The organism is Cronobacter sp. 153480017-3 (assembly GCF_053627815.1).
The window spans coordinates 22,665-40,108 of sequence record NZ_JBSEYN010000001.1 but is presented as its reverse complement, the minus strand read 5'-3'; the positions used below and the strand labels follow the sequence as shown (position 1 = coordinate 40,108).

The following is a 17,444-nucleotide window of genomic DNA, read 5'->3' as shown; positions in this document are numbered from 1 at the left end:
ATAATATTTTCTGGAATTTATTAAATACGCCGTAATTCAGATGGATGGCAGTAAACGTCAGATTTAGACCAGGATCTTTTCTTTGTTTGCGCATTAGCCGGATTTACCTGTACGGTCAAAATATGTTAAAATTGACTAATATCAATTAAGGCTTGAGCGAACTTATGATCCCGGAAAAGCGAATTATACGACGCATTCAGTCTGGCGGTTGTGCCATCCATTGCCAGGATTGCAGTATCAGCCAGTTGTGTATCCCTTTTACCCTGAATGAGCATGAGCTTGATCAGCTCGATAATATTATCGAGCGCAAAAAGCCCATCCAGAAAGGGCAAACGCTCTTTAAAGCGGGCGATGAATTAAAATCGCTGTACGCTATCCGCTCCGGCACGATTAAGAGCTATACCATCACCGAACAGGGCGACGAGCAGATCACCGGCTTTCACCTGGCAGGCGATCTGGTGGGTTTCGATGCTATCGGCACCGCGCATCACCCAAGCTTCGCTCAGGCGCTGGAAACCTCTATGGTCTGCGAAATCCCGTTCGAGACGTTAGACGATCTCTCCGGCAAAATGCCGAGCCTGCGCCAGCAGATGATGCGTCTGATGAGCGGCGAGATCAAAGGCGACCAGGATATGATCCTGTTGCTGTCGAAAAAGAACGCCGAGGAGCGCCTCGCGGCCTTTATCTATAACCTGTCGCGCCGTTTCGCCGAACGTGGTTTCTCACCGCGCGAATTCCGCCTGACGATGACCCGTGGCGATATCGGCAACTATCTCGGTCTGACCGTGGAAACCATCAGTCGTCTGCTCGGTCGTTTCCAGAAGAGCGGCATGCTGGCGGTAAAAGGCAAATATATCACTATCGAAAACCATGAAATCCTGGCAGAACTGGCCGGACAATCCCGCAACGTGGCATAAGTTTTTCCTCTTCCGCCGGATCGTTAAATTTTCGTGATTTATTGATCCGGCTGGGAATTCTCTCCTGTTTCATTCACACCATATGGGTTACTCTTAAATGACAAACTGTGGGTAAGCAGTTGTAAGGAGACCCTGTATGGCAAGGTATCAAAACATGCTGGTGGCCATCGACCCCAATCAGGATGACCAACCGGCTTTACGGCGAGCAGTTTATCTACATCAGCGAATCGGCGGGCGCATTAAAGCCTTTCTGCCGATTTATGACTTTTCCTACGAAATGACCACTCTGCTCTCTCCTGATGAGCGCACCGCCATGCGTCAGGGCGTTATCAGCCAGCGCACCGCGTGGATACGCGAGCAGGCTAAATATTATTTAGAAGCGGGCGTGCCCATTGATATTAAAGTGGTCTGGCATAACCGCCCCTTCGAAGCCATCATTCAGGAAGTGATCAGCGGCGGTCACGATCTGCTGCTGAAAATGGCGCACCAGCACGACCGTCTGGAATCGGTGATTTTCACGCCAACCGACTGGCACCTGCTGCGTAAATGCCCCTGCCCGGTCTGGATGGTGAAAGACCAGCCGTGGCCGGAAGGCGGTAAAGCCGTGGTAGCAGTCAATCTCGCGAGCGAAGAGCCTTACCACACGGGCCTCAACGAAAAGCTGGTGCGCGAAACGCTGCACCTGGCCGAGCAGGTTAACCATACCGAAGTGCATCTGGTGGGCGCTTATCCGGCAACGCCGATTAACATCGCCATCGAACTCCCCGATTTTGACCCGAGCGTTTACAACGACGCCATTCGCGGCCAGCATCTGCTGGCGATGAAAGCCCTGCGCCAGAAATTCGGCATCGGCGAGCGCGTCACGCATGTTGAAAAAGGGCTGCCGGAAGAAGTGATCCCGGATTTGGCTGAGCATTTACAGGCCGGGATTGTGGTGCTGGGCACCATTGGGCGCACCGGGATTTCCGCGGCGTTTCTCGGCAACACCGCCGAGCAGGTGATTGATCATCTGCGCTGCGATCTGCTGGTGATTAAGCCGGACGATTTCCAGAGCACCGTGGAGCTCGATGATGAAGAGGACGATGACGACTGAGGTCTCATCTTACCAGAAGAAAACCCGCCGCCCGGCGGGTTTTTTATTGCCACAACGCACCCAACAGGCGAAAAAAAACCGCCAGCGGGCTGGCGGTTTTAGAGATACACGCGAATTACAGCGCTTTCAGAATGGCGTCGACGCTCGCTTTGGCATCGCCAAACAGCATCTGCGTGTTCTCTTTAAAGAACAGCGGATTCTGCACGCCGGCATAACCGGTGTTCATGGAGCGTTTGAAGACCACCACGTTCTGCGCCTTCCACACTTCCAGCACCGGCATCCCGGCGATGGGGCTTTTCGGATCGTCCTGCGCCGCCGGGTTGACGGTGTCGTTCGCGCCAATCACCAGCACCGTGTCGGTATCGCTGAAATCATCGTTGATCTCATCCATCTCCAGCACGATGTCATAAGGCACTTTCGCCTCGGCCAGCAGCACGTTCATATGGCCTGGCAGACGCCCCGCCACCGGGTGAATACCGAAACGCACCTTGATGCCGCGCGCGCGCAGTTTCTCGGTGATTTCCGCCACCGGATACTGCGCCTGCGCTACCGCCATACCATAGCCCGGCGTGATGATGACGGACATTGAGTTTTTCAGCATTTCTGCCGTCTCTTCCGCCGTGATTTCGCGGTGCTCGCCCACTTCGTCGCTCTCACCGGTGGAAGATCCGTCGGTGCCGAAGCCTCCGGCAATCACGCTTATAAACGAGCGGTTCATCGCCTTACACATGATGTACGAGAGAATCGCACCCGACGAGCCCACCAGCGCGCCGGTAACGATCAGCAGATCGTTACTCAGCATAAAGCCCGCCGCCGCAGCTGCCCAGCCGGAGTAGGAGTTCAGCATGGAAACCACCACCGGCATATCCGCGCCGCCAATAGACGCCACAAGATGCCAGCCAAACGCCAGCGCGATAATCGTCATGACAAACAGCGCAAAGCCCTGCGTGCCGGCGCTCTCTGTCTGCACGAAAATCAGCAGCAGAATGAAGGAGACCACCAGCGCCGCCAGGTTCAGCTTGTGACGGTTCGGCAGCATCAGCGGTTTAGAAGAGATCTTGCCGCGCAGCTTGCCAAACGCCACCACCGAGCCGGTGAACGTTACCGCACCGATGAAAATGCCGAGGAAAACTTCGGTCAGATGAATATTGACCAGCACCGGCGCGAGGCCCGGCTCATGGTGCAGGTAGCTGTTAAAGCCCACCAGCACCGCCGCGAGGCCGACAAAGCTGTGCAGAATAGCGACCAGCTCCGGCATTTCGGTCATTTCGACACGTTTAGCAAGGCGAATACCGATAGCCCCACCGATCGCCATCGCGATGATTATCCAGCCCACGTTACTGGCGTATGGCCCAAAAATGGTGGCGATCAGCGCAATCGCCATCCCCGCGATGCCGAACAGGTTGCCCTGCCGTGACGTCTCGTGCTTTGAAAGCCCCGCCAGGCTGAAAATAAAGAGAATTGCGGCGACGATGTACGCAGCCGTAACTAATCCTCCAGACATAACTTACCCCTTAGTTCTTCCGGAACATTTTCAGCATGCGCTGAGTGACGGTGAAACCACCAAAAATATTGATGCTGGCGATGAGGATAGCGATAAAGCTGAAGAAGCTAATCCAGCCGCCATCGCCAATCTGCAACAGCGCGCCGACGACGATAATCCCTGAAATTGCATTCGTTACCGACATCAGTGGCGTATGCAGCGCATGGGAGACGTTCCAGACGACGTAATAGCCGACCACGCAGGCGAGTGCGAACACGGTGAAGTGGCCGAGGAACTCTTTCGGGGCGACATTCGCCAGCCAGCCGAACAGAATAATGGCAAGCGCAATCAGCGCATATTTACGCCACGGCGAGGCAGGCGCAGGCGGTTCGACCGGCGCGGCCTGCGGTTTTGCGCTGGCAGCGGCCTGCGGCTGTGCGGAAACCTGAATCGGCGGTGCAGGCCAGGTGACTTCCCCTTCGCGGATCACCGTCACGCCGCGCACCACAACATCGTCAAAATCAACGACCACCGCGCCGTCTTTCTCCTTGCACAGCAACTTAAGGAGGTTAACCAGGTTGGTGCCGTAGAGCTGTGACGACTGCGTCGGCAGGCGGCCCGGCAGATCGGTATAACCAATCACTTTCACGCCGTTGGCGGTGACGAAAATCTCATTCGGCACGGTGTATTCACAGTTGCCGCCGTTTTGCGCCGCGAGATCGACAATCACGCTGCCCGGCTGCATGGAATCAACCATCTCACGGGTAATGAGCTTTGGTGCCGGTTTGCCCGGAATCAGCGCCGTGGTGACGATAATATCCACCTCTTTCGCCTGCGCGGCGAACAGCGCCATTTCGGCTTTGATAAAAGCGTCAGACATCACTTTGGCGTAGCCGTCGCCGCTGCCCGCTTCTTCTTTGAAATCGAGCTCCAGGAATTCGGCGCCCATGCTCTGCACCTGCTCTTTCACTTCCGGGCGGGTGTCGAACGCGCGCACGCTAGCGCCGAGGCTGTTGGCGGCACCGATAGCGGCGAGGCCCGCGACGCCTGCGCCAATTACCATCACTTTCGCAGGCGGCACTTTACCGGCGGCGGTGATCTGCCCGGTAAAGAAGCGGCCAAACTCATGGGCGGCTTCGACGATCGCGCGGTAACCGGCGATGTTCGCCATTGAGCTTAAGGCATCCAGAGACTGCGCGCGGGAGATGCGCGGCACGGAATCCATCGCCATCACGGTGACGTTTTTCGCGGCCAGTTTTTCCAGCAGTTGCGGATTCTGGGCAGGCCAGATAAAGCTAATCAGCGTCGTGCCGGGACGCAGCCGCTCGATTTCATCGTCCTGCGGCGCGTTGACCTTAAGAATAACCTCTGATTCCCAGACATCAGCGGTATCCACCACGCTTGCGCCTGCGGCGATAAACGCCTCGTCATCGAAACTCGCCAGTTTGCCGGCATCGCGCTCCACCGCGACGCTGAAACCGAGCTTCAGCAGCTGTTCCACCGTTTTTGGGGTCGCCGCGACGCGGGTTTCCAGCGCGACCCGCTCTTTTGGTACACCAATACGCATAGTATTCCCTTCCATCGATTTTTAAGATGGTCTGTCACTCGCTTAGCAGACGAAAACGCCCGGCGAAAAAGCGCGGTGCCGTGGTGTTCGCCATCCATATCGTTGTCACAAACTTTCTATAACCTACTGAATTACACGCCTTCGATCCACCGTCCGGGACAACTATTTAACGGTTAATGGGTGAAAGTGTAGCGTCGTTGCGGTCTGACAGGGGTTTTTGCTTAAAAACCGCGTTCAGCCGCTACGTTTACGCGCTTTAAGAGGCAGAAAAAACGATTCTGCGCCACAGAAGCAGGCTGGTTTAACAAGGATTTAACTTAAAAAGTCATAAGCTTTATCAATTTTAATGGTCAGAGGAGGATTTTCACCATTCATAACCTGAAGTTATTTTTAATCCACGAGCGGTAGCATAAGGTGTGAAAAATGGCGCAGACATCCGGCACCTTTCAATGCAATAATCAACGACTAACCATTTCACACAGGCTGTATCAGTACCTGTTTTGCGCAAGGCGAAGGACTATTTTTATGAAGCTCAAGCATACCCTTCTGGCGACCGCCCTCTTTTCCGCGGCCTCGCTGTCAGCTCAGGCGGCGACAGAGTTAACGCCGGAACAAGCCGCGGCGCTGAAACCGTTTGACCGTATTGTGATTACGGGCCGTTTCAACGCCATTAACGAAGCGGCAAATGCCGTTTCTCGTCGCGCAGACGCTATGGGCGCGGCGTCATATTACATTCAGGACACCAGCGACACCGGCAACAGCGGCAACTGGCGCGTGGTGGCTGATGTCTACCGTGAAAACGCGCCGAAAGCCGATGCGCCGAAAAACCGCGTTATTAACGGTGTGGTTGAGCTGCCAAAAGATCAGGCTATCGCGCTTGAGCCGTATGACACCGTGACCGTGCAGGGCTTCTATCGCAGCCAGCCGGAAGTGAACGACGCCATCACCAAAGCGGCGAAAGCCAAAGGCGCGGCCTCTTTCTGGATCGTGCGCCAGGTCGACACCAACCAGGGCGGCAACCAGCGTATTACCGCGTTTATCTATAAAGCCGACGCCAAAAAACGCGTACTGCAAAGCCCTGACGCTATCCCGGCAGATTCCGAAGCAGGCCGCGCGGCGCTCGCCAAAGGCGGAGAAGAAGCCAAAAAAGTGGAAATTCCGGGTGTTGCCACGACCGCCACACCGAGCAGCGATGTTGGCCGCTTCTTTGAAACCCAGGAATCGAAGGGCGGACGTTACACTGTCACCCTGCCGGACGGGACTAAAGTGGAAGAAGTAAACAAAATCACCGCCGCGCAGATGGTGCCGTTCGACAGCGTGAAGTTTACCGGCCACTACAGCAGTATGACCGATATCTCTTACAACGTGGCGAAACGTGCCGCGAAGAAAGGGGCTAAGTACTATCACATCACCCGTCAGTGGGAAGAGCGCGGCGGCAACATGACCATCAGCGCCGACCTCTACAAGTAAGACAGATTCTCAAAACCAAGCGGCTACGGCCGCTTTTTTTGTTTTTCCGCTACATTTTGTGTACGCCGCATTGCAAGCGAGCTTCGCACTCCGTAAAATCCCGCGCCTTAGTGCGATCCACCATTTTTATGCGCTCTGGCACAATAATTATTCTGGATCTTTCCTTTTGCTAAACAGGTTGTCTATGGAAAAGAAGCTGGGCCTCGCCGCGTTAACCGCGCTTGTTTTAAGTTCCATGCTGGGTGCCGGGGTTTTTAGTCTGCCGCAGAATATGGCCGAGGTGGCGAGTCCCGCGGCGTTGCTGATTGGCTGGGGAATTACCGGTGCCGGGATCCTGCTTTTGGCGCTGGCGATGCTGTTCTTGACGCGCCTGCGCCCCGACCTCGACGGCGGCATTTTTACCTACGCCCGCGAAGGTTTTGGCGAACTGATTGGCTTCTGTTCCGCCTGGGGTTACTGGCTGTGCGCCGTCATCGCCAACGTCTCGTATTTGGTTATCGTCTTCTCCGCGCTGAGCTTCTTTACCGACACGCCGCAGCTGCGCCTGTTTGGCGACGGCAACACCTGGCAGGCGATCGTTGGCGCGTCGGTGCTGCTGTGGGTGGTGCATTTTCTGGTGCTGCGCGGCGTGCAGACCGCCGCGAGCATTAATCTCGCCGCGACGCTCGCCAAACTCCTGCCGCTTGGCCTGTTTGTGGTGCTGGCGATTATCGCGTTCCGCCTGCCGACCTTTACGCTGGATTTCACCGGCGTCGATCTCGGCGTGCCCGTCTGGGAGCAGGTGAAAAACACCATGCTGATTACGCTGTGGGTGTTTATCGGCGTTGAAGGCGCGGTGGTTGTCTCGGCCCGCGCGCGGCAGAAAAAAGATGTCGGCCTGGCCACGCTTCTCGCCGTGCTCGCGGCGCTCGCGGTCTATCTGCTGGTCACACTACTGTCGCTCGGCGTGCTGGCACGCCCGGAACTGGCGCAGATGCGTAACCCATCAATGGCGGGCCTGATGGTGCAAATGATGGGGCCATGGGGCGAAGTGATCATCGCCGCCGGGCTGATTGTCTCGGTGTGCGGCGCGTACCTGAGCTGGACCATTATGGCGGCCGAAGTGCCGCTGCTGGCCGCGCAGTATAAAGCGTTCCCGCGCCTCTTCGCCCGCCAGAATGCGCGTAACGCGCCGTCGGCCTCGCTGTGGCTGACAAACGCCAGCGTGCAAATCTGTCTGGTGCTTATCTGGGCGACCGGCTCGGATTACAACACCCTGCTGACCATCGCCTCCGAGATGATTCTGGTGCCCTATTTCCTGGTCGGCGCTTACCTGCTCAAAATCGCAAAGCGTCCTTTACATCAGGCGATTGCTGTCGGGGCGTGCATTTATGGCCTATGGTTGCTGTATGCCTCAGGCCCGATGCATCTGCTGTTGTCCGTTGTCCTGTACGCGCCTGGGGTGGTGTTTTTCCTCTATGCGCGCCGTACCCATGTGGATAACGTAGCGCTGAAAGGTCAGGAGAAAATCGTCATCGGCCTGTTGCTGATTGCCGCGCTGCCGGCGACCTGGATGCTGGTGCGCTAATCTCCTGCCGCTAACGCTTAAGGAGAGTTGTGGTGAAAAAACTGGATAAACCCATTGTTATCACCGGCGCGGGCCGCCGTATCGGCCTTGCGCTGGCGCACCATTTCCTGGCGCAGCATCATGATGTGATTGTCAGTTACCGCACCCGTTATCCGGCGATTGACGTGCTGGAAGAGGCAGGCGCGGTCTGCATCGAAGCCGATTTCTGCCATGACGAGGGCATTCTCGCGTTTGCCGACGCCGTAAAATCGCGCACCACGCATATTCGCGCGCTGTTGCATAACGCCAGCACCTGGCAGGATGAAAGCCCGCCTGTGCCGCCCGCTGAGGTGCTGAACGCCATGCTGCAAATTCACGTTCACGCGCCCTATCTCCTTAATTTTGCCCTGGAACCTCTGATGCGCGGCCAGGGCCACGCTGCCTGCGATATTATTCACTTTACCGATTATGTCGTGGAGCGCGGCAGCGCGAAGTATATCGCCTATGCCGCCAGCAAAGCGGCGCTCGATAATCTCACCCGTTCGTTTGCCCGTAAGCTTGCGCCGGAAGTCAAAGTTAACGCCATTGCCCCGTCGCAAATCCTCTTTAACGAACATGACGACCCGGAATACCGGCAGAAGGCGCTGAATAAATCGCTGATGAAAATCGCGCCCGGCGAAAAAGAGATTATCGACCTGGTGGATTATCTCCTCACCAGCCGCTATGTGACGGGCCACAGCTATCCGGTGAACGGCGGCCGCCCGTTGCGTTAAGCGGTTGAGCTGCCGTTGCTGGCGCGTTGCGTCTGCCCGGTGTATCCTGGTGTTTTTACCGCAACGCAGAAGCCTATGAGCAAGATCGTTTTTGTTGAAGATGACCCGGAAGTCGGCGAGCTTATTGCCGCCTATCTGAGCCGCCATGATATTGATGTGATTGTCGAAAGCCGCGGCGATCGCGCTGAGGCGGTCATTGAGCGCGAGAACCCGGATCTGGTGCTGCTGGATATTATGCTGCCAGGTAAAGACGGCATGACGCTGTGCCGCGATTTGCGCGCCCGCTGGCAGGGGCCGGTGGTGCTGTTGACCTCACTCGACAGCGATATGAACCATATTCTGTCGCTTGAAATGGGTGCCAGCGATTACATTCTCAAAACCACGCCGCCTGCGGTGCTGCTGGCGCGTCTGCGTCTGCACCTGCGCCAGCATATGGCTGCCGCGCCCGTGACCGCAGCGGATAACACGCCAACGCGGCAACCGCACAAGGCGCTGCGTTTCGGCACGCTGTGCATCGACCCGCTCAACCGCCAGGTCACGCTGCTGGGTGAGCAGATAGCGCTCTCAACCGCGGATTTTGACTTACTCTGGGAGCTTGCGACCCACGCCGGGCAGATTATGGATCGCGACGCGCTGTTAAAAAACCTGCGCGGCGTAACCTACGACGGGCTGGATCGCAGCGTGGACGTGGCGATTTCAAGGCTGCGTAAAAAGCTGAATGACAGCGCGACCGAGCCTTATCGCATCAAGACAGTGCGCAACAAAGGGTATCTGTTCGCACCGCACGCCTGGGAAAGCGAGGCGTAATGTATCGCGCCGCGCAATACGCGCGGCGCTGACGCTTATATCTGCACCATCCCTCCATCAACAAACAGCTCGACGCCATTCACAAAGCTCGCCTCGTCAGACGCCAGGAACAGCACCGCTCTGGCAATCTCCTCCGGTTTGCCGACGCGCCCGAGCGGGATCTGCGCGGTGAGTTCGTTTTTAACGTCTTCCGCCTGCTCGCCTCCGCCAAAGAGTTCATTGAGCCCTGCCGTGTTGACCGGCCCGGGGCTGATGGCGTTGACGCGAATATGACGGTCTTTTAAATCGAGGATCCAGTTACGCGCAAAGCTGCGTACCGCGGCTTTGCTTGCGGCATAGACGCTGAAGGCGGGCGTGCCGCTGGAGCCGGCGGTAGAGGCGTTCAGCACCACGGCGGCACCGTCACGCAGCAGCGGCAGCGCCTTCTGCACCGTAAACAGTACGCCTTTCACGTTAGTGTCGAAGGTATCGTGATAATGCGCCTCGGAAATCGCGCCGAGGGGGGCCAGCTCGCCGCCGCCTGCGTTGGCGAAGAGCACATCGATATGACTGTGGCGCTGCTGCACCGCTTCATACAGACGATCGATATCCGCAAGCTGGCTCATATCGCCACGCACACCAGTGACGTTGTCATCTAATTGTTGTAATGCCGCATCCAGCGCCACCTGTCGACGCCCGGTAATGAACACATGCGCGCCTTCGTCGGCGAACGCTTTAGCCGTGGCGAGACCAATGCCACTGGTGCCGCCGGTCACGATAACCACTTTATTACTGAAACGTGCGTTCATAGTTTTATCCTCAATGAATGATGACTGTTTGCCATGGGCTGAGAATAAGCGCTTCCCATCGTGCTGTGTACCAGGACAAAATGGCACCCTGCGTTCTGTCTGAGGAACGATAATGCAACACGATCTAAACGACTATTTTTACTATGCCGAAGTGGTGAGCCACGGCGGTTTCGCTGCCGCCAGCCGGGCGCTGAAACAGCCAAAATCGAAGCTCAGCCGCCGCGTGGCCGGGCTTGAGGCGCAGCTCGGCGTGCGGCTCATTGAGCGCTCCAGCCGCCGTTTTCGCGTCACCGATATCGGCCAGGCGTTTTATGACCAGTGCCGCGCGATGCTGCTGGAGGCGGAAAAAGCGCAGGCGGTGATTGCCCAGGCGCGCAAGGAGCCGCAGGGCATGGTGCGTTTTAGTTGTCCGACGGGTATGGTCGAAATTATCCAGGCCATGCTGCCTGCGTTTATGCACCGCTACCCGCAGGTGAATTTGCAAATTATCGCCATTGACCGCCCTGTCGATTTAATCGAAGAGCGCGTCGATGTGGCGCTGCGGGTGCGTACCGAGCTTACCAGCGACGCCGAGTTGATTATGCGTACACTGGGCACGTCAAACCGCATCCTGGTCGCGAGCCCGCAGCTTGCCAGTAAACTTAACGGGGCTATTGATACCCTCGCCTGCCATCCGACGCTTGGCACCAGCGACGAGCCCGGCGAAATCAGCTGGGCACTGGAACATGAACAGGGAAAGCGCTGTCTTATCCGCCATCAGCCGCGGTTCAGCTGTAGCGATTTTACGGCTGTCCGCATGGCCGCTATCGCGGGGCTGGGGATTGCGCTGCTGCCGGATCATGTCTGCGCGAAAGCGCTGAAAACCGGCGAGCTGGTGCATGTTTATCGCGGCTGGCAGGGCCAGCGCGGAATTGTGCATCTGGTGTTTACCACGCGTCGCGGTCTGCCGCCCGCGGTCAGAGCGTTTATCGATCATCTGGCCGCGCACTTTCCGCGTACCACTTCGGCTATCCAGTAACCGCGCCGCGGGCGTGAGAGATTTTCATGAAAAAACTCTTTATACAGTTCTATTTGCTGCTGTTTGTCTGCTTTCTGGTGATGACGATGCTGGTCGGGCTGGTCTATAAGTTCACCGCTGAGCGCGCCGGTCGGCAGTCGCTCGATGATCTGATGAAAAGCTCGCTCTACCTGATGCGCAGCGAACTGCGTGAAATCCCGCCGCATGAGTGGAACAAAACCATCAAAGAGCTGGATTTAAACCTGTCGTTTAAGCTGCGTATTCAGCCGATGAATCAGTATCACCTTAACGACATCAACAGCCGTCGCCTGCGCGAAGGTGAAATTGTGGCGCTGGACGATGAATATACGTTTATACAGCGTATTCCGCGCAGCCACTATGTGCTGGCGGTTGGCCCGGTGCCCTATCTCTATTTCCTGCATCAGATGCGGCTGCTGGATATCGCCCTGATTGCGCTGATCGCGATTTCGCTGGCGCTGCCGGTGTTTATCTGGATACGCCCCCACTGGCAGGAGATGCTACGGCTGGAAACCGCGGCGCAGCGCCTCGGCGAAGGCCATCTCGATGAGCGCATCCATTTTGATAAGGCGTCGAGTTTCTCGCGCCTCGGCGTGGCGTTTAACCAGATGGCAAATAACATTAACACCCTGATTGCCAGTAAAAAGCAGCTGATTGACGGCATCGCCCACGAGCTTCGAACGCCGCTGGTGCGCCTGCGTTACCGGCTGGAGATGAGCGATAACCTGAGTACCGCAGAATCCCAGGCGCTGAACCGCGATATCGGCCAGCTCGAAGCGCTTATCGAGGAGTTGCTGACTTACGCGCGGCTGGACCGCCCGCAAACCGAGCTGCATCTGACGCACCCGGAACTGCCGCGCTGGCTGCATGACTATGTGGACGACGCGCGCCTGCTGCACCCGGAGCGAGAGTTGATTCTCGCGCGCGTTGACGAAGGCGATTACGGCGCGCTGGATATGCGTCTTATGGAGCGCGTGCTGGATAATCTCGTGAATAACGCGCTGCGCTACAGCGAGCAGCGGCTGCGAATCGGGCTGTCGCTTGAGGGCGCGCAGGCGACGCTTGAAGTGGAAGATGATGGTTCAGGTATTCCCGAAGAGGAGCGCAGCCGGGTGTTTGAGCCGTTCGTGCGTCTCGACCCGAGCCGCGATCGCGCCACCGGCGGGTGCGGGCTGGGGCTTGCGATTGTGCATTCGATTGCGACCGCCATGAGCGGTGAAGTGAGCGTGACGCAAAGCGACCTCGGCGGCGCGCATTTTCGTTTTCGCTGGCCGGTGGTGTTGCCATCAGAAGGCGTGTAGTGGTTATGGCGGGTGCGCTGCGCTTACCCGCCCTATGGTTAACTGCATTGGCGCTGTCTTCTGTTCTGTGGCGGGTGCGCTGCGCTTACCCGCCCTACGGTGAGCTGCATTGGCGTTATCTTCTGTTCCGCGACGGGTGCGCTTTGCTTACCCGCCCTACGGTTAACTGCATTGGCGTTGTCTTCTGTTCTGTGGCGGGTGCGCTTTGCTTACCCGCCCTACGGTTAACTGCATTGGCGTTGTCTTCTGTTCCGCGGCGGGTGCGCTTTGCTTACCCGCCCTACAAAACACTACGCATAAGACTCGTAGGGTGGGTAAGCGCAGCGCACCCACCATTTCCTCCATATGAACCTCTTCCCGCCACACCATTTCATCTCACTACCATGCCCGCCTCGCCCGCCAATTTTCCTGCCAGACATTAAGCTCGCTGTGGTCAAACTCGGTAAAACTGTGCTAAACATAAAGTATGTTGTAACTAATGCGAGAACATCATGGCCCGTTACGATCTGGTTGAACGCCTTAACGTCACTTTTCGCGAATTAGAACATGCATTGATGGAGATGCGCGATGGCCTCGCGGCCTGTCGTCTGCTGGCGGCGCGGGTGTTCAGCCTGCCTGAAGTGGAAAAAGGCAAAGAGCACGACCCGCTGCTCACCATTTCGGTGACGCAAAAAATCGGCAAAGAGGCGCAGGAGGCGGCGCTGCGTCACTTTACGCATCTGTTCATCCAGCAGCAGTCGGAAAAGCGCAGCAGCAAGGCGGCGGTACGTCTGCCTGGCGCGGTCTGTTTCAGCGTCGATGATGCACAGCACGAGGCGCTGCACGCGCTGGCCGATAAAATCAACGCGTTGAAAACGCAGCTGGAAGAGATTATTACCGTAGAATCGGGCCTGCCCTCCACCCAGCGTTTTGAATGGGTGCACCGCTACCTGCCAGGGCTGATTACGCTCAACGCGTACCGTCGTCTCACGGTGCTGGATAACCCCGCCACGCTGCGTTTCGGCTGGGCGAATAAACATATTATTAAAAATCTGACGCGTGACGACGTGCTGGCGATGCTGGAGCGCGGGCTGAAAGCGCCGCGCGCGGTGGGCGGGTTAACTAAAGAGCAGTGGCACGCGCGCCTCACGCAGGAGTACAACGATATCGCCGCCCTCCCGCAGAAGGCGCGGCTGAAGATTAAACGTCCGGTGAAAGTGCAGCCGGTGGCGCGCGTCTGGTATGCGCAAAACCAGCGGCAGGTGCAGTATGCGTGCCCGTCGCCGCTGATTGTGCTCTGTCACGAAACGCGCGGCGGCGCGGTGCCGGATATCGGCGAACTGCTGAACTATGACGCCGAAAACGTGCAGCACCGCTATAAGCCGCAAGCGGAAGAACTGGTGATGATGATCCCCCGCCTGCATCTTTACCTCGCGCCCTGATCAGGGCTTCATGCTGCCCACCATCTCTTCCGGGCGTACCCAGGCGTCAAACTCCTCCTCGCTGAGATACCCAAGCTTCAGCGCCGAGGCTTTCAGCGTCAGCCCCTCTTTATGCGCTTTCTTGGCGATCTCGGCGGCTTTGTCGTAGCCGATATGCGTATTGAGCGCCGTCACCAGCATCAGCGATTCGTTAAGCAACTGGCTGATGCGGTCGCGGTTCGGCTCAATACCGATAGCGCAGTGATGGTTAAAGCTCTCCATGCCGTCCGCCAGCAAACGCACCGATTGCAGGAAGTTATGAATGACCATCGGGCGGAACACGTTGAGCTCAAAGTTGCCCATCGCCCCGCCCATATTGACGGCGACGTCATTACCCATCACCTGACAGCACAGCATGGTCAGCGCTTCGCACTGCGTCGGGTTCACTTTGCCCGGCATGATGGATGAACCCGGTTCGTTTTCAGGAATCGAGATTTCGCCAATGCCGCAGCGCGGGCCGCTCGCAAGCCAGCGCACGTCGTTGGCGATTTTCATCAGCGAGGCCGCCAGCCCTTTCAGCGCGCCGTGGGCATGCACCAGCGCGTCGCAGGTGGCGAGCGCCTCAAATTTGTTGGGTGCGGTGACGAACGGCTGGCCGGTAAACGCGGCGAGCTCTTTCGCCACGCGCTCCGCGTACTCCGGGTGCGTATTCAGCCCGGTGCCGACCGCCGTACCGCCAAGCGCCAGCTCCGCCAGATGCGGCAGGCTGTTATCAATATGCTTAAGGTTATGCTCAAGCATCGCCACCCAGCCGGAGATCTCCTGGCCGAGCGTCAGCGGCGTGGCGTCCTGCAGATGGGTACGGCCAATTTTCACGATATCGCTGAACGCGCTCGCCTTATCGCTGAGGGTTTTATGCAGCACTTTTAGCTGCGGGATCAGCTGTTCGCGCAGCGCGATCACCGCCGCGACATGCATCGCCGTCGGGAAGACATCGTTTGAGCTCTGGCTCTTGTTCACGTCATCGTTCGGGTGCACCTTGCGCGCCATGCCGCGTTCGCCGCCGAGGATTTCGCTCGCGCGGTTCGCCAGCACCTCGTTCATGTTCATGTTGGTCTGGGTGCCGGAGCCGGTTTGCCAGATAGCAAGCGGGAACTCCTGCGGATGCGCGCCTTCCAGCACTTCGTCGGCGGCTTTAATGATGGCCTCGCCGCGCTCTGCGGGCAGTAAGCCGAGATCCATATTGACCTTCGCGGCGGCGCGTTTGGTGAGCGCCAGCGCCGCAATCAGCGCGGTCGGCATTTTCTCGGTGGAGATGCGGAAGTGCTCCAGCGAACGCTGCGTCTGCGCGCCCCAGAGTTTATCGGCCGGCACGTCGATTGCGCCCATGGAATCTTTTTCACTGCGGTAGGCGGTCATTACTTTCTCCTTGATAACAAAGATGGGATTGCTCGCATGCTTCAGGAATAAGTATTGATGGCTTCAGCGAATTTGTATGGCGCTTTGTGCGCTCTTTTTACAGATAAAAGGCCGGGCGGCTGCGCCTTACCCGGCCTGCATCAGGGGCTTTTACATTATTTCAGACATGCCGAGCACTGCCCGGCCTGGATTTGCTGGAAGAAGTCGTTGCCTTTGTCATCCACCAGGATAAACGCCGGGAAATCTTCAACCTCAATTTTCCAGATAGCTTCCATGCCGAGCTCCGGGTACTCGACGCACTCCAGATGCCGGATGCTGTTCTGCGCCAGCACCGCCGCCGGGCCGCCGATGCTCCCGAGATAAAAACCGCCATGTTTCTTACAGGCGTCCGTCACCTGCTGGCTGCGGTTGCCTTTGGCGAGCATGATCATGCTGCCGCCATTGGCCTGAAGCAGATCCACGTAGGAGTCCATACGACCGGCCGTCGTTGGGCCGAGCGAGCCGGAGGCGTACCCTTCCGGCGTTTTGGCCGGGCCCGCGTAGTAGATCGGGTGATCTTTCACGTACTGCGGCAGCCCCGCGCCGCTGTCGATGCGCTCTTTGAGTTTCGCATGGGCGATATCGCGCGCCACGATGATAGTGCCTGAGAGCGACAGCCGCGTGGAGACCGGGTACTGCGAGAGCTGCGCGAGGATTTCGCTCATCGGACGGTTGAGATCGACGCGCACCGCTTCGCCCTCGCCTGCGCGACGCAGCGCTTCGGGAATGTATTTGCCGGGGTTGCTTTCGAGCTTCTCGATCCAGATGCCGTCGCGGTTGATTTTGGCTTTGATATTGCGGTCTGCCGAACAGGAGACGCCCATCCCCACCGGGCAGGACGCACCGTGGCGCGGCAGGCGGATAACACGGATATCGTGCGCGAAATATTTACCGCCGAACTGCGCGCCAAGGCCTAAATTGCGCGCCTCCTGCAGCAGCTCTTCTTCCAGCTGAACATCGCGGAACGCCTGGCCGTGTTCGTTACCTTCGGTCGGCAGGCCGTCGTAATATTTGGTCGAGGCAAGTTTAACGGTTTTCAGCGTCGCTTCCGCCGACGTGCCGCCAATCACAAACGCCACGTGGTATGGCGGGCAGGCCGCGGTGCCGAGCGTGCGCATTTTCTCCACCAGATACGCTTTCAGCTTGCCGGGCGTGAGCAGCGCTTTGGTTTCCTGGTACAAGTAGGTTTTGTTCGCGGAGCCGCCGCCTTTGGCGATACACAGGAACTTATACTCATCGCCATCAACGCTGTAGAGATCGATCTGCGCCGGCAGGTTGGTGCCGGTGTTAACCTCTTTGTACATATCGAGCGCCGCGTTTTGCGAATAGCGCAGGTTATCCTGGGTGTAGGTCTGGTAGACGCCCTGCGCCAGCGCGGCTTCATCGCCGCCGCCGGTCCAGACGCGCTGGCCTTTTTTGCCCATAATGATGGCGGTGCCGGTGTCCTGGCAGGTCGGCAGAATGCCTTTGGCGGCAATCTCCGAGTTGCGCAGGAATTGCAGCGCGACATATTTGTCGTTTTCGCTGGCTTCCGGGTCGCTCAGGATATCCGCCACCTGCTGCTGATGCGCCGGGCGCAGCATAAACGAGGCGTCGTGGAAGGCGTGGCGGGCCAGCAGGGTCAGCGCCTGCGGCTCGACTTTCAGGATTTCCTGACCTTCAAATTCGGAAACGGAGACGTGATCGCGGGTTAACAGGTAATACTCGGTCTCGTCCTTTTTCAGTGGAAAAGGCTCTTGCCAGAAGAAGGGTTTGCCAGACATTGCACTCTCACTTACAGCTACAGTTAAGAAATTCGTCGTTCC

At 57.7% G+C, this 17,444-nt stretch carries 14 protein-coding genes; 9 read left to right on the top strand and 5 right to left on the bottom strand.

Features of this window, described 5'->3' with window-relative positions; all coding sequences use genetic code 11:
* Window positions 1–164: 164 nt before the first annotated feature.
* On the top strand, window positions 165–917 hold the full coding sequence (gene fnr, locus ACUW6V_RS00175; RefSeq protein WP_004385865.1) for a fumarate/nitrate reduction transcriptional regulator Fnr: 753 nt from the start codon (window positions 165–167) through the stop codon (window positions 915–917).
* 136 nt (window positions 918–1,053) lie between these two features.
* Complete coding sequence (uspE, locus tag ACUW6V_RS00170; RefSeq protein WP_007793150.1) at window positions 1,054–2,010, top strand: universal stress protein UspE; 957 nt, start codon at window positions 1,054–1,056, stop codon at window positions 2,008–2,010.
* A gap of 115 nt (window positions 2,011–2,125) precedes the next feature.
* Here the strand turns inward: uspE and pntB are convergent, their stop codons facing one another.
* Window positions 2,126–3,514, bottom strand: a complete 1,389-nt coding sequence (pntB, locus tag ACUW6V_RS00165) for a Re/Si-specific NAD(P)(+) transhydrogenase subunit beta (protein ID WP_171966118.1) — start codon at window positions 3,512–3,514, stop codon at window positions 2,126–2,128.
* A gap of 10 nt (window positions 3,515–3,524) precedes the next feature.
* Window positions 3,525–5,060, bottom strand: a complete 1,536-nt coding sequence (gene pntA, locus ACUW6V_RS00160; RefSeq protein ID WP_454037820.1) for a Re/Si-specific NAD(P)(+) transhydrogenase subunit alpha — start codon at window positions 5,058–5,060, stop codon at window positions 3,525–3,527.
* Between the two features lie 525 nt (window positions 5,061–5,585).
* Between pntA and ydgH the strand changes: the two genes are divergently transcribed.
* The 4 genes from ydgH (at window position 5,586) to rstA (ending at window position 9,656) form a co-directional block, all read left to right on the top strand.
* Window positions 5,586–6,530, top strand: coding sequence for a DUF1471 family protein YdgH (gene ydgH, locus ACUW6V_RS00155; protein WP_454037819.1), 945 nt, complete (start codon window positions 5,586–5,588; stop codon window positions 6,528–6,530).
* A 184-nt stretch (window positions 6,531–6,714) separates the two neighbouring features.
* Window positions 6,715–8,097, top strand: coding sequence for an amino acid permease (locus ACUW6V_RS00150; protein WP_007890896.1), 1,383 nt, complete (start codon window positions 6,715–6,717; stop codon window positions 8,095–8,097).
* A 29-nt stretch (window positions 8,098–8,126) separates the two neighbouring features.
* On the top strand, window positions 8,127–8,849 hold the full coding sequence (folM, locus tag ACUW6V_RS00145; protein WP_007867542.1) for a dihydromonapterin reductase: 723 nt from the start codon (window positions 8,127–8,129) through the stop codon (window positions 8,847–8,849).
* Window positions 8,850–8,924: 75 nt separating this feature from the next.
* A complete protein-coding gene (rstA, locus tag ACUW6V_RS00140) occupies window positions 8,925–9,656 on the top strand; it encodes a two-component system response regulator RstA (protein WP_041460514.1) in 732 nt (243 codons plus the stop codon).
* 35 nt (window positions 9,657–9,691) lie between these two features.
* Here the strand turns inward: rstA and ACUW6V_RS00135 are convergent, their stop codons facing one another.
* Window positions 9,692–10,444: an SDR family NAD(P)-dependent oxidoreductase gene (locus ACUW6V_RS00135; RefSeq protein ID WP_454037818.1), complete on the bottom strand. Its 753-nt coding sequence runs from the start codon at window positions 10,442–10,444 to the stop codon at window positions 9,692–9,694.
* 112 nt (window positions 10,445–10,556) lie between these two features.
* Here ACUW6V_RS00135 and ACUW6V_RS00130 point away from each other — a divergent pair, with 112 nt between their 5' ends.
* The 3 genes from ACUW6V_RS00130 (at window position 10,557) to tus (ending at window position 14,202) form a co-directional block, all read left to right on the top strand.
* Entirely contained in the window at window positions 10,557–11,462 is a 906-nt protein-coding gene (locus tag ACUW6V_RS00130) for a LysR family transcriptional regulator (RefSeq protein ID WP_032989626.1), read from the top strand.
* A 26-nt stretch (window positions 11,463–11,488) separates the two neighbouring features.
* Window positions 11,489–12,781 (top strand): two-component system sensor histidine kinase RstB, encoded by a 1,293-nt coding sequence (rstB, locus tag ACUW6V_RS00125; RefSeq protein ID WP_012124885.1) that lies wholly within the window; start codon window positions 11,489–11,491, stop codon window positions 12,779–12,781.
* A 491-nt stretch (window positions 12,782–13,272) separates the two neighbouring features.
* The gene (gene tus, locus ACUW6V_RS00120; RefSeq protein WP_014728968.1) at window positions 13,273–14,202 is read left to right on the top strand and encodes a DNA replication terminus site-binding protein; all 930 of its coding nucleotides are present in this window, start codon (window positions 13,273–13,275) and stop codon (window positions 14,200–14,202) included.
* Here the strand turns inward: tus and fumC are convergent, their stop codons facing one another.
* Window positions 14,203–15,600 (bottom strand): class II fumarate hydratase, encoded by a 1,398-nt coding sequence (gene fumC / locus ACUW6V_RS00115; RefSeq protein WP_054625018.1) that lies wholly within the window; start codon window positions 15,598–15,600, stop codon window positions 14,203–14,205.
* Between the two features lie 155 nt (window positions 15,601–15,755).
* Window positions 15,756–17,402 (bottom strand): class I fumarate hydratase FumA, encoded by a 1,647-nt coding sequence (fumA, locus tag ACUW6V_RS00110; protein ID WP_012124888.1) that lies wholly within the window; start codon window positions 17,400–17,402, stop codon window positions 15,756–15,758.
* Window positions 17,403–17,444: the final 42 nt, after the last annotated feature.

Excerpts from the sequence above, each read along its gene's own strand:
- ACUW6V_RS00130 (WP_032989626.1), top strand. The coding sequence starts at position 10,557 with ATGCAACACGATCTAAACGACTATTTTTACTATGCCGAAGTGGTGAGC.
- fumC (WP_054625018.1), bottom strand. The coding sequence starts at position 15,600 with ATGACCGCCTACCGCAGTGAAAAAGATTCCATGGGCGCAATCGACGTG.
- ydgH (WP_454037819.1), top strand. The coding sequence starts at position 5,586 with ATGAAGCTCAAGCATACCCTTCTGGCGACCGCCCTCTTTTCCGCGGCC.
- uspE (WP_007793150.1), top strand. The coding sequence starts at position 1,054 with ATGGCAAGGTATCAAAACATGCTGGTGGCCATCGACCCCAATCAGGAT.
- fumA (WP_012124888.1), bottom strand. The coding sequence starts at position 17,402 with ATGTCTGGCAAACCCTTCTTCTGGCAAGAGCCTTTTCCACTGAAAAAG.
- pntB (WP_171966118.1), bottom strand. The coding sequence starts at position 3,514 with ATGTCTGGAGGATTAGTTACGGCTGCGTACATCGTCGCCGCAATTCTC.
- fnr (WP_004385865.1), top strand. The coding sequence starts at position 165 with ATGATCCCGGAAAAGCGAATTATACGACGCATTCAGTCTGGCGGTTGT.
- tus (WP_014728968.1), top strand. The coding sequence starts at position 13,273 with ATGGCCCGTTACGATCTGGTTGAACGCCTTAACGTCACTTTTCGCGAA.
- pntA (WP_454037820.1), bottom strand. The coding sequence starts at position 5,060 with ATGCGTATTGGTGTACCAAAAGAGCGGGTCGCGCTGGAAACCCGCGTC.
- rstA (WP_041460514.1), top strand. The coding sequence starts at position 8,925 with ATGAGCAAGATCGTTTTTGTTGAAGATGACCCGGAAGTCGGCGAGCTT.
- ACUW6V_RS00150 (WP_007890896.1), top strand. The coding sequence starts at position 6,715 with ATGGAAAAGAAGCTGGGCCTCGCCGCGTTAACCGCGCTTGTTTTAAGT.
- ACUW6V_RS00135 (WP_454037818.1), bottom strand. The coding sequence starts at position 10,444 with ATGAACGCACGTTTCAGTAATAAAGTGGTTATCGTGACCGGCGGCACC.
- rstB (WP_012124885.1), top strand. The coding sequence starts at position 11,489 with ATGAAAAAACTCTTTATACAGTTCTATTTGCTGCTGTTTGTCTGCTTT.